General features: G+C 61.9%; 2 protein-coding genes. Both read left to right on the forward strand.

The window, feature by feature from the left end:
• The first annotated feature begins 180 nt into the window (after nt 1-180).
• Nucleotides 181-453 (forward strand): hypothetical protein, encoded by a 273-nt coding sequence (locus tag BN1124_RS00180; RefSeq protein ID WP_156127959.1) that lies wholly within the window; start codon nt 181-183, stop codon nt 451-453.
• 165 nt (nt 454-618) lie between these two features.
• Complete coding sequence (locus BN1124_RS00185; protein WP_048822912.1) at nt 619-13845, forward strand: retention module-containing protein; 13227 nt, start codon at nt 619-621, stop codon at nt 13843-13845.
• Nucleotides 13846-14063 lie beyond the last annotated feature (218 nt).

Here is a 14063-nt window from a genome sequence, read left to right on the forward strand (position 1 = left end):
TATGCGATTGCTCAGGGAGATATTACCAAATAGGTAAAATGGATAATTATTTATCGCGACGGGGATTGCGCTAGATCAATTGCCAGCGAACTCAAATGTGAAAAGTGAGATCCAGGTTTAATTATTTAATGCTATTGCGAGCTTAGTGAGAATGACTGCAGCCGGAGAAGGCCCCTCCGTGTGAGCAGAGAAGCCAAAGGCAGGGACAAGATCACCGGGCTGGAGGCGCAAGGAGTGGCATTGCCTGCGCGGGAGGCGACGGTGAATGAACGAATGAAAATTCATTTTTCTCGCGACCGGGTCCAGCCGGAAAAGCCCATGGTGAAATTGCCCAGGCCAGGTTTGGCAGGGCTCGAGGTCAAAAGTTGTCGCATCAAGGGGTGCCAAGAGGCGCATCTCGGCAACGGTTTGAAATATTTGAACGGAAATCTTGCGGTAATCCCGAAGAGCTAACGTTTTCCTGAATTAAATAGGACATTTCACCCTATATTCTTTCGATATTTTCGAAAATGTCGAAGGGATATATGCCAATCGAGGCGGTAAAATAACCGCCTATCACGGTGACTCCCATATCTGTTAACTAGGTTGAGGAGTCAGTGTTTACCCGTTGGAGGAAGTATGGCTGAGCTGCGAATCGAAAAACCGACCCTGATCACTGAACTGGAGGGTGCGGTGTTTGTCATGGATGCCGACGGCTCCTTGCACCGTGCGGTGGTGGGCATGCAGCTGCAGCCTGGCGAGCGCCTGCTCGCCGACTCCGATGGGCGCTTCGAGTTGGCCGATCCGGCCGATGAAGCCAATGCCTCAGACAGGCTCGAGCTGGCTCAGTTGCAGCCAGATCCCCAGCAGCTCGATCCCGAGCTCGCCAGCCTGCAGGAGGCCATCCGTCAGGGCGCCGACCCGACCGAGCTGTTTGCAGAGACGGCCGCCGGTAATCCGGGCGCGGGCACTGCAGGCGGTGTGGTCGGCTCCAGCGTCGGCGGTTTCGTGGTGGTGGATCTCAACAACGACTTCACCCTGGTGGAGGCGGGCTTTGACACCGACCACCAAGCTTCCCTTCAGGGCAATGACGAGCCCTATGTCGAAGATCAGGATCAGCAGGCCTATATCACCATCACCGAGCCCCAGACCCTCGACAACATCATCAATGCCGATGAGGCGGCCGGGGTCATCATTCGCGGCACAGTGCAAGATGTGGAAGTCGGCCAGACGGTGACCGTCACCCTGACCGATCAGGACGGCAACCGCCTCACCACCACCACAGTGGTGCTGCCCGGCTTCGTCTGGGAGGCCAATTTCGGTGACGTCACCGGCAAGCTGGTGGATGGCCCCCTCACTATTCAGGCCGATACCCAGGATGCGGCCGGCAACAGAGCCAGCGATCTCGGCCAGACCCTGCTCGATACCATCACCAGCATCACCCTCGACCTTTCCGATGAGAGCGACACCGGGGCCAGCCAGGTGGACGACTTGACCTGCGACACCACGCCGCTGCTGCAGGGAAAGGGGGAACCCGGTGCCACCGTGACCCTGAGTCTCGGCGGTGCCGTGCTGGCGGTGCTCACCGTCGATGGCAACGGCAACTGGCAGTACCAGATCCCGAGCGACATGGCGGACGGAGCCTATGATTTTCGCGTGGACTCCGTGGACATCGCCGGCAACCGCGCCAGCGATACCCTGACGGTCACCGTCGACACCAAGGCCGGCATCGACATCGACGATCTCGATACCAACCGCATTCTGGGTCATGACAATGTCACTTTGAGTGGCACCAGTACCCAGGTCGAAGCGGGCCAGAGCGTCATCGTCACCCTCATCGGCCAGAATGGCCAGACCCTTTACAGCGGCACCGCCCTGGTGGGCAGCGACGGTCGCTGGCAGCTCAGTGGCCTGGATCTCTCCACCATCTCCGGCCCCTACGAGGTGCGCGCCGAGGTGACCGATCTCGCGGGCAACCGGGTGAGCGACGGGGCACCCCTCATCGGCCAGAGCGATGTGCTGACCCTGTCCGAAGCCGACTTGGTCAAGGGGCCCGTCAGCGCCACCGGTTCCCTGCATACCGGTGCCGGCATGGATGGCAACCTGCAGGTCAGCTTCGGGGCCGATCAGAGCGCCCTCGAGCAACTCGGCCTCAGCAGTCATGGCTCGGCGCTCAGCTATCAGATCAGCGGCCAGACCCTCAGTGCCAGCGCAGGCGGCATCACAGTCTTCACCCTGACGCTCTCCAACGACGGCAGCTATCGCATCGTCTGGAACCAGAGCCTGGATCACGGCCAGGACAGCCTGAGCCTGCCGTTCTCGCTGGAGTATCGCGACAGCGACGGGGATCTGGTGCACGCCAATCTCAACGTCAATCTGGTGGACAGCACGCCGCCTGGCTTCGTTCTCTCACCTATCACCCTCACCGAGGATGCCTTTACCAACGCCAGGGTCGTGGTGGGCCAGAGCAACTTCGTGGTGGGTCACCAGGCCGATCCCCTGCTGGCGGACTCCGTCGCCTTCGCGGATCAGGCCAATACCCTGGCTCGCCTCAACGGCAGCGGGCTCAGCAGCGACGGTCATGTGCTGACCTTCGAATTCACTGGCGATCGCCTGCTTACCGGTTTTTATCTTGATGATCAGGGCAAGCGGGTCGAGGTGATCAAGGCCGAGCTGAGCGCCAGCCAATCTGGCAGCGACATCGACGGCAATGTCACCGTCTCCCTCAATGGGCCCCTGGATCATCAGGGCAGTGACAACCTTTCCCTGGGGCTCACCGTCTCGGCCAAGGAGATCGACGGTGATGAGACCCGCGCCGATCTGGTGGTCTCCATCAACGACGGCACGGATCCCAGCCTCGGCATCGACGGCGGCATCAGCCTGCAGGAAGGGGCTGCGGGCCAGACAATGGATGGCCAACTGCCGGTCAATGTGGGCAGCGACCGCCTGGTGTCCCTCAACTTCGAGGCGAGCCAGCCCGGCCTCGACGGTCTCACCAGCGGCGGTAAAGCCACTAGTTATCAGGTCAATGGCAACCAGATCACCCTGCTCGATGCCGCTGGCAAGGTCATTTTGACTGTTACTCTGGACCTGGACGGCAAGTACCATCTGCAGCTCGACGGCGTGCTGGATCAGCCGCTGGACAGCAACAGCGTCAACCTGGGCCTGCAGGTGCAGGGCACCGATTTTGATGGGGACCAGAGCAACCTCGGCACCCTGAATATCGCCATCACCGACGGCGCCCTGCCGAGCGTGGATGCGGTCACTTTGAACCTGGTGGAAGACAGCGACTGGAGCGCCGCTCAGAGCCTCTCCGGGGATCTCAACATCACCGCCGGCACGGATCCCCTGGTCAACATCAGCTTCGATGCCAGCCAGCCTGGCCTGCAGGGGCTCACCAGCGGTGGCCAGCCGGTCGTGATCAGCGTCAGTGGCAACAGCATCAGCGGCACCGTCAACGGCCAGAACGTTTTCACCCTCACGCTTGATCAGAGAGGCCACTACGTCTTCACCCTCAACCAGCCGCTGGGTCAGGGCAGTGCCGATAGCCTGCTCAAGGCGGGCTTCACCCTCACCGACAGCGATGGGGACAAGGTATCTTCCTCCCTGACCGTCGCCATCGGCGACGGGGCCAATCCGGTGATCAACGGCGTGACCGGCACCGAAATGACCGAGTTCAATCAGGGGACGGGGGCTCAGATAAGTCATATGAGCTTTACCGTAAGCCACGGCTCAGATGCCCTCGATGGGAACAGCCTCAAGTTCGATCTTGCGGCCATCCAACAGAGTCTTAATGGCAAATACAGCAGCCACGGCAGCCCTGTTACCTTCAGCCTCGACCCCAATGGCGATCTGGTGGGCACCAGTGCCGACGGCCGTGAGATACTGCGCGCCGAGCTGTCGCTCATCGACAACAACGGCAACTGGAGCGTCACCTCCAAGGTTGTCTTGAGCGGCGAGCTGGATCACCAGGGCAATGAGTCTCTGGATCTGCCACTCACCGTGACCCTGACCGACAAGGACGGTGATAGCGCCTCCACCCAGTTGCCGCTGGTCATCAAGGATGGCAATGCGCCCAACTTCGTGGCGGGCAGCGGGGTGGAGCTGAGCGAGAGTCGGCTCGATGGCAGCAATAGCCTGACCGAAGTGGGTCACTTCACGCTGGATGCGGGATCGGATCGGGTGAGCCAGGTGTCGTTCGCCGATACCGCCTCCCAGCCCCCGCTGATGGCCTTGGGCCAGCAGGTACAATACGAGCTGGTCGATGGGGATCCCAGTATCCCGGGCAACCAGATCCTGAAAGGCTATGTGGAAGTCAATGGCGTGCGGGTCGAGGTGCTGGAGGTGGAGCTCAGCGGCACGCTCGACAACGCCGCCAGCAACGGTTTTGACTACAAGGTGACCCTCTATCAGGGGGTGCATCAAAGCGGCGGTGATGGCAAGACCAGCCTGCCCCTCAAGCTCGACATCATCGACAGTGACAAGGGCGGCGGTAACAACGACAGCGTCACGGGCACTCTGGACATCAGCATTACCGAGGGGACCAGACCGACGGTCAACGGGGTCACCATAGATAGCGTGACCCTGAGCGAGGGGCGTTTCGATGGGGCGGCCACCGGTGCGACGGCCGACGATCAGGCCATCTCGGGCAAGGTGACGGTGCAGGCTTATTCAGACCCCATTGTCGATGTGCGTCTGACGTTGAGTGGCCAGGTGATGGATGCTAGTGGCAACCCCGTTACTCACAACGGCGAGGCGCTCACCTGGCAGGAAGTGCCGGGCAGCAACGGCCACAGCTTCCAGGCCGTGACGGCAAACGGCACCCTGGTACTGAGCGTGACCTTGCCGAACGTACCGAGCAACATAGCGGCACATACCACAGTTTCCTTTGACTATCTGGTGACGGTACACACCAGCCTGGATCATGGCGCGAACGATCGGCTTGATATCAGCGTTGGCATGCAGGTGACGGACAGTGATGGCACCGTCAATGACGGGACGACCACAGTCCATGTCACGGATGCGGCGGATCCCAACCTTGGCACAGATACTGGCATCCACTTGAAGGAAGGGGGAGCCAGCCAGTCTCTGGACGGCCAGCTGCCGGTCAATGTGGGCAGCGACCGGCTGGTGTCCCTCAATTTCGAGGCGAGCCAGCCCGGCCTTGACGGCCTGACCAGTGGCGGCAAAGCCACCAGCTATCAGGTCAATGGCAACCAGATCACACTGCATGATGTCGCTGGCAAGGTCATTTTGACTGTCACTCTGGATCTCGACGGTAAATACCACCTGCAACTGGATGGCGTGCTGGATCAGCCGCTGGACAGTAACAGCGTCAACCTGGGGCTGCAGGTGCAGGGCACCGATTTTGACGGGGATCAGAGCAACCTCGGCACCCTCAATATCGCCATCACCGACGGCGCCCTGCCGAGCGTGGATGCAGTGTCCATTTCACTCACGGAAGACAGTGACTGGAGCGCAGGCCAGAGCCTCAGCGGGGATCTCAACATCACCGCCGGCACGGATCCCCTGGTCAACATCAGCTTCGATGCCAGCCAGCCTGGCTTGCAGGGGCTCACCAGCGGTGGCCAGCCGGTCGTGATCAGCGTCAGTGGCAACAGCATCAGCGGCACCGTCAACGGCCAGAACGTCTTCACCCTCACGCTTGATCAGAGAGGCCACTACGTCTTCACCCTCAACCAGCCGCTGGATCAGGGCAGTGCCGATAGCCTGCTCAAGGCGGGCTTCACCCTCACCGACAGCGACGGCGACAAGGTCTCCTCTTCCCTGAGCGTGTCTGTCGGCGATGGAGCCAACCCGGTGATCAGCGCCGTGACCGGCACCGAGATGACCGAGGCCAATCAGGGGGCCAAGGATGTGGTCAGCCACATGAGCTTCACCGTGAGTCACGGCGCCGATGCCCTCGACGCGACCAGTTTGAAGTTCGATATCGGCGCCATCCAGCAGAGCCTGGACGGCAAATACAGCAGCCACGGCAGCCCTGTGACCTTCACCCTGGACGCTGACGGCTCCCTGGTGGGCACCAGCGCCGACGGCCGCGAGGTGCTGCGCGCCGAGCTGGATCTGGTGGATAACAACGGTAACTGGAGCGTCACGGCCAAGGTGACCCTGAGTGGCGAACTGGATCATCAGGGCAACGAATCCCTGGATCTGCCGCTGACCGTGACCCTGACCGACAAGGACGGTGACAGTGTTTCCACCGACTTGCCGCTGGTCATCAAGGATGGCAACGCGCCTGGCTTCGTGGCGGGCAGCGGGGTGAGCCTGGATGAGGGCAACCTCGATGGCAGCAACACCCTGACCGGCACCGGCCACTTCACCGTGGACGCAGGCTCGGATCGGGTGAGCGAAGTGTCGTTTGCCGATATCGCGGAGCAGCCAGCCCTGACCGCCCTGGGCCAGAGCGTGAAATACGAACTGGTGGACGGCGATGCCAGTATCCCGGGCAATCAGATCCTCAAGGGCTATGTGGAAGTCAATGGCCAGCGGGTCGAGGTGCTGCAGGTCGAAATCAGCGGCAAGCTCGACAACGCCGCCAACAACGGCTTCGACTACAAGGTGACCCTGTTCGAAGGGGTGCACCAAGCCAACGGCAGCAGCACGACAGATCTGCCGTTCAAGATCAATGTCGTCGACAGTGACAAGGGTGCGGGCAACAACGACAGCACCAGCGGCACCCTCAACGTCAGCATCGGCGAGGGGAACAACCCGACCATCACCCTGACCGGGGTGACCCTGAAAGAAGGGCGCTTCGACGGCGCCGCCAGCGGTGCGACTGGCGATGATCAACACGCCACCGGCCACCTGACCATCACCGCCGACTCGGATCCCGTGGTGGACGTGCGGCTGACCCTTTCCGGCCAAGTATTGGATGCGAGCGGCAACCCCATCACCCATAACGGTGAGGTCCTGACTTGGCAGGAAGTGCCGGGCAGCAACGGCCACAGCTTCCAGGCGATCAGCCAAAGCGGCACCCTGGTGCTGACGGTCACCCTGCCGAACGTACCGGGCCGCATCGAAGCCCACACCGACGCGACCCTGGACTATCAGGTGACGGTGCACACCAACCTGGATCACGGGGCGAGCGATAACCTCAACCTGAGCCTGCCGGTACAGGTGACCGATAGCGACGGCTCTGTGATCAATGGCAGCACTAACGTGGTGATCACCGATGCCGCCGATCCGTTGATCTCGAATATCGAATCCGTTCGGGTCGAAGAGGCGGATCTGGATGCGAGCAACACCCAGCACCCTGGCACCACCCCCACCGAAAACGGGGAGGCCGCAGGGGGCAAGGTGACCATCGGCGCCGGCTCGGACAGGGTTGCCTCCCTCGAGCTGGATGTGGCGGCCTTCAATCAGGCGAATCACCTCACCTCCGGTGGCAAGGAGATCACCCTGGCCGCCCATAGCCCGGGTTGGTATCTGGCGAGCGCCGAGGGTGGCAAGCCGGTGTTCTGGATCCATCTCGACGTCAACGGCAGCTACAGCTTCCATTTGGTAGGCCAGCTCGATCACGGTGCCCAGGGCAAGGATGAGCTCGGCATCGAGATCCCCCTGTATGTAACCGACCATGACGGGGATCGCAGCCCCAACGTGACGGTCGAAGTACAGGTGCAGGATGACATGCCGATTGGCACCAGCCTGGCCCATAACCTGAGCGAGACCGGCAGCGTCGTAAACGGCGATCTGCTGCCCCCCGCCAACGAGGGGGCCGACGGCGCCAGGGTGGCCTCGGTCACCGTCAACGGCGAGGTGCATGCCATCAACGGCAGCCTGACCCTGGACGTGATGAGCCCGGATGGCAAGCAGGTGATGGGATCCCTGACCATAGGTCAGGACGGCAACTACAGCTTTACCCCAAGGCCAGGTTTTGATCACGATGCCGCCAGCCTCACTCAGCGCATCACCGCCCAGATCGTTGACGGTGATGGCGATACCGCCGAGAGCACCCTGACCCTCAATCTGGAAGACGAGGCGGTGCGCTTCACCGTGAACGGGGCGACCGGGCAGGAGGATCAGGGGGCCCAGGATCCGAGCCAGGGCATTGCCATCAACATGCAGCTGGACATCGGTGACTTCGACAGGGGCGAGCACGTGGATCAACTGCTGATCCAGGCCCCCGCCAACGCGCACGGCACCTTCTACTACAACGGGGTGGCGCTCACCACCACGGCCGATGGCAAGTGGTTCATAGTGCCGCCCGAGGCCATGGTTACCAGCGACAACGTTCACTACAGCACCTCGGGTCTGACCTTCGTGCCGGCGGACGACTGGTCGAGCTGGAGCAACAACAAGCAGCCGCTGCACTTCCAGGTACAGGTGGAAGTCGGGGTCACCGAGGGGACCCCGCCACCGGCGATAACCGGGGATCTCGCCATCACGGTGCAAGGGATCGCCGACAAGCCGGAATGGGATGCCAATAGTACGCATCAGCACTACAGCATCGACGAGGATGGCAACGGCATCGCCCTCAATGTGCAGGCCAACCTCACGGATACCGATGGCTCAGAAACCCTGAGCTACCAGATCAGGTGGGCGTCCGGCCAGGGCAACCTGACCCTGAACGGCCAGGAGCTCAAGCCGGATGCCAACGGCATCTATACCGTCAGTGCTGGCGACATCAACAAGATCAATGTGGTACCCGGCAAGGATTACAGCGGCGACATCAAGCTCTCCATCACCCCGGTCAGCACCGAGAAGACACCTGTGGTGAGCGGTCAGGAGAAAGCGCTCGGCGACAGCATAGAGCTGGTGATCAACGTCAACCCGCAGGCGGATGACGCCAAGCTGACCGTGCGCGAGATCCAGGGCAAGGAAGACACCCTGCTCAATCTGGGCAGCAAGATAGTCCTCAGCCATCTGGGAGATACCGCGGACGGCTCGGAGCAGATGTTTGTGCGCATCAGCGGCCTGCCCGCCGGCGCCACCCTGCTGCTCGGCGGGGTCGCGGTTGCCATGGATGCGAACGGTTATTACGAGGTGCCCTACGATCGCATCAATGAACTGCAACTGCAGCCGCCGAAGGATAGCAACGTCGACTTCGAGCTCACCATCAAGGGGGTGGTGAAGGACACAGCCACCCTGACCGATGCCAACGGCCAGACTCATGTGGTCGTCAACGAGAAGGAGACGGGTTCCCAGAGCCTGCACGTGGATTTGGTGGGGGTAGTGGACGCCCCACACTTCGATCTGACCAGCACAGGCTGGACCCCGGAAGGTAGCGGCTACAGCATCACCATCGATGAAGATGGCAAGGCACCGCTGAACTTCAAGCTGGAGTCGGGGGAGACGACGGGTGACGGCTCCGAGAGCCTCAACCTGGTGCTGGAGGGCTTGCCGGAAGGGGCCAAGGTATTCGATAACAACGGTAATGAGGTGACTCTGACCTTCGCCGGTCTGGATGCCCGGGGCAATCCCCTCTATCAGGTTAATGTGTCGAGTCTCGGCCACCTGCAGATCCAGCCTCCGCCCAACAGCACCGCCGATATTCACCTCATCGGCCACGTGGTGGTGACCGAGAACGACGGGGATCACAAGAGCTTCGACGTGCCGCTCACCATCAAGGTGGAGCCCGAGATCGATGCCAGCAACTATGACAAGACCAGTCATGGCCTGGAAGACCAGTATGTGGTGCTCGACTGGCATCCAACGCTGACCGATGGTGCCGAGCAGGTGACGCACCTCAGCCTCTCCGGCATCGAGCCCGGCTACGAGATCTGGATACGCGTGGGTGGTGTCGAAACCCAGCTCAGCGTGAACGGCGGTGTCGTGGACTTGAGCGATGCGGATCTGCAGAGCCTGCTCAGCGGCGGCCAACTGCTGGTACGGGCACCGGAGGACAGCGACAAGGACACCCATATCCAGAGCCACGTGACTGTGACTCAGCATGACGTGGACTCCGGCGCCATGGCCCAGAAGGTGATCGACGGCAACCTGCACGTGGATATCCAGGCCGTGGTAGAGCCCGATGGCAATCTGGTGCAGACGGGCGGGGCGCTGGAGAGCCCGGACGGGCACGATATCCCGCTCAATGGGGTCTTCGCATTCGAGGATCTGGATCCCAGCAGCGTCGAGACCATCGACTATCTGGTGATCAGCGACCTGCCACCGGGCTTCGTGGTGATAGGCGGGATCAACGACGGTTACGGCAACTGGACTGTGCCCCACGATGCCCTCGGCAGTTATGCCTTGCGCTCTCCCGATGGCTTCACCGGCACCGTCAACTTCAAGGTGAGTGCCCAGGTCGTCGACTTGAGCGATGACGGGGATGTGAGCGCCAGCGTGCGCAAGGACTTGAACGCCAGCGCCGACTTCCATGCGGCCACCCATTCGGGTCAAATTGCGGCGGATGTCACCTTCGACAATGTCCAGCACATCACCGGGGTGGAGGATCACAGCGTCGACTTCGGCAACCAGCTCAAGAGCATGATCACCCTGGGCACGGCGGACATCGGCGATGACGAGCTCAGCATCGTCATCACCGGCCTGCCACCCGGCGTGAGCGTGCAGGGGCTCACCTTTGACTTCGTCAACGGCGAGTACCTTATCAAGCTGCCGGGTGGCCTCGGCGATCTCGACAAGCTGACGCTTTCCCTGCCGGAGGACTATGCGGGCGACGATCTGAGCCTGCACGTGCGGCTGGTCAACACCGACACCCTGAGTGGCGATACCAAGACGGCGGATCAGGACATCCGCCTCTCCATCACCCCCGAGGTCGACGTCAATGGCGGCAACGATGGCATGCCGAGCCTGCAGCTCGATGTGAAGGATGTGAACGGTGACGGCCAGCCGGACAACCTGGAAGACACCGAGATCCACCTCGATCTCTCGGTCAAACTGGCGGATATCAGCCCCTCGGTGACCAACGGTGGCCTCGAGACGGTGGAGCGGGTGACCGTGACCGTCGATGCCAAGTACGGGCACTTCCTCGATGCCAACGGCAATCCCGTCCAGTCGCTGGTGGTGGATGCCAATGGCCTCAAGGATCTGGTGTTTATCCCCAAGGAGCACTTCAGCAGTCAGGTGCCGCTCGATGTGACTGTGGATATCCTGGATACCGCCACCACGGGCACGGATACCGGCAGCTGGAGCGGGCAGGTAGGCTTCGAGGTCAAACCGGTCAACGATCCGGCCAAGATCACCGTGCACGACGTGCAGGGGGGTGAGGATGGCAGCGTCAATCTGGGGGGGGTCGGCGCCGAGCTTATCGACACCGACGGCTCCGAGCAGATAGTGGGGCTGCAGATCACCGGAGTACCGGATGGCTTCACTCTGTCGGCCCCGGCGGTCAACAATGGCAACGGCGTCTGGCAGATACCCGTGGGGACCGATTTCTCCACCCTGACCCTGATCCCGCCGGCCGATTTTAGCGGCAGCGTGGATCTGACCCTGACCGCCTACACCCTGGACAATGGCCTCAGCGTTCCACAAGACACCAGCGGCAACTTCACCGTCACCGTCAATCCGGTGGGGGATGTGATCATCGCCGACATGCAGGACAAGGCGAGCGGCACCGAGGGGGATGTGATTAAGTTGAACCTGGGGCTGGAAACCCGGGACACCCAGGCCACCGGCGGCAGCGCCGGCAATGTGCACGAGAACAAGCCGGAGCAGGTGCAGGTCACCATTCAGGGCGTGCCCGACGGGGCCGAGATCAAGTTACCAAACGGGGTCACTGGTTCAGTGGCCAATCTGGGGGGCGGCGTCTGGAAGGTAATCACCGATGGTACCAAGCTGGGTACCATCGAACTGGTGACCAATGACGCCAATGGCGCCCTGGATCTTAAAGTCACGGCTCAGAGCCTCGACAACGGCGCCCTCGGCCCCGAGGTCAATGGCACCATTCACGTGGACGTGAGCCCGGTCAATGACGCGCCCATCAACGTCTTGCCAACGGATCCCCAGGTGGCGCAGGAGGATCAGCCCTTCGTCATCCAGGGTCTGCAGGTGAAGGACGTGGATGCGGGCAGCGGCGACATGAAAGTGACCCTGTCGGTGGAGCATGGCACCCTCAATCTGCCATCGGGCAGCGGGGTGACAGTGGTGGGCAACGGTAGCGGCTCTCTGGTGCTGACCGGCTCGCTGGATGCCATCAACGCCCTGCTCAATGGCGGCCTGACTTATCAGGGCAACCCGGATTATCACGGCGGCGACAACCTGACCATGGTCACCAATGACAATGGCAACACCGGCAGTGGTGGGGCGCTGAGCGACACCGACGTGCTGCCCATCGAGGTACAACCGGTCAACGATGCCCCCGTCAACGTGCTGCCAAGCGATCCCCAGGTGGCGCAGGAGGATCACCCCTTCGTCATTAATGGCTTGCAGGTGAAGGACGTGGATGCGGATGGCGGCGCCATCGAGGTGACCCTGTCCGTCGAACACGGCACCCTCAATCTGCCGGCGGGCAGCGGGGTGACTGTCACCGGCAACGGCACAGGATCCCTGGTGCTGAGTGGTTCGCAGGATGCCATCAATGCCTTGCTGAGTGGCGGCGTCACCTATCAGGGCGAGCAGGACTTCAATGGCCAGGATGCCCTGACCATGGTGACCAACGACAATGGCAACACCGGCAACGGCGGCGCCCTGAGCGACACCGATGTGCTGCCCATCGAGGTGCAACCGGTCAACGATGCCCCGATCAACCAGGTGCCGGACGCCATGCAAGTGAAGGAGGACGGTTCTCTGTCCCTGTCCGGCATCAGCGTCAAGGACGTGGACGCCGGCAGTGCGCCCCTGTCCATGGTGCTGCGGGTCGAGCACGGGGTGCTGACCCTGCTCGGGGCGGCGGGCGCCGTCAATGTGCAGGGGGCGGGGACCAATGTGATCACCCTGGTGGGGTCGCTCGATGATCTCAACGCGCTCATCAATGGCAACCTGCACTACGAGCCGGCCAAGGACTTCTGGGGTCAGGACAACCTGACCATCACCACCTCGGATCAGGGCAACACGGGCGCTGGTGGCGTGTTGACCGATAGCTCCACCGTTGGCATCCAGGTCACCGCCGATGCGGACGATCCGCTCTTGAGCCTGGGGACCCACGACATCCATGCCCTGCAAGGGGCCTGGGTGCCGCTCAATCTCAGTGCCAGTGTGGTCAATCCGGAAACCGGCGAGCTTTCGGTGCGGATCCAGAATCTGGGCAGTGCCCAGGTGGTGGATGAGCACGGCCAGAGCGTAGGCCATGCCGACGGCACTGACTGGCTGCTGCCCATGGATCAGTCGGTACCGCTCTACCTGAGCGGCCTGACTCCGGGGGATCACGCCCTGATCCTGACGGCCGAGTCGAGCGCGGGTGGCAATGTCCTCAGCTCGGCCCAGGAGACCCTCAACATCCATAGCCAGAGCGGTCATGACTTGCTGGGCACGGCTCAGGCGGACTGGTTGTTTGGCTCAAGCGGTGACGACAGGATCCTGGGCGGGCTGGGGGATGACGTGCTGCGCGGTGGCCAAGGCAACGACACCCTGACCGGCGGCGACGGCAGCGATCTCTTCGTGTGGGGCAGCGGTGATGAGGGGACGGCGGGGCAACCGGCCATCGACACCATCACCGACTTCCAGCCGGCCCAGGGGGACAGGATCGATCTGGCGGACCTGCTCAAGGGGGTGACCGACAACAGCGTGGATGGCTTGCTCAATCACCTCTCCGCCTCTGTCACCGCCGGCAGCGGCGGCCTGAGCGATGTCAGCCTGTCGGTGTCGCCGGCGGGGGATGGTCATGTCACCCAGCAGATCACCCTGAAGGACGTGGATCTCAGTGGCTGGAACCTGAGCGGCTCCTCCTCCCACGACATACTGCAGTCCATGCTGGATCAGCACAGCCTGATCATCCAGCACCCTTGATAGAGAGGGGCAGATAAAAAGAGCCGGCAATTGCCGGCTCTTTTTTTTTTCTGCGCGATTGTTTTTAGGTTATGTCGTCATTCATTGCTGATATAGACGGTTACCTGTTCTGGATTGAAGGTTGGCAGTGTTTATCCCTTATGCTCAGCGACTGAGCCAGCGGATGGAGCTGGTGTTCACAAGGGGGCAGGTGTGCTCAGCTCGCCTTAGCCCTACCC

This window comes from Aeromonas eucrenophila, assembly GCF_000819865.1.
Classification (GTDB): Bacteria; Pseudomonadota; Gammaproteobacteria; order Enterobacterales; family Aeromonadaceae; genus Aeromonas; species Aeromonas eucrenophila.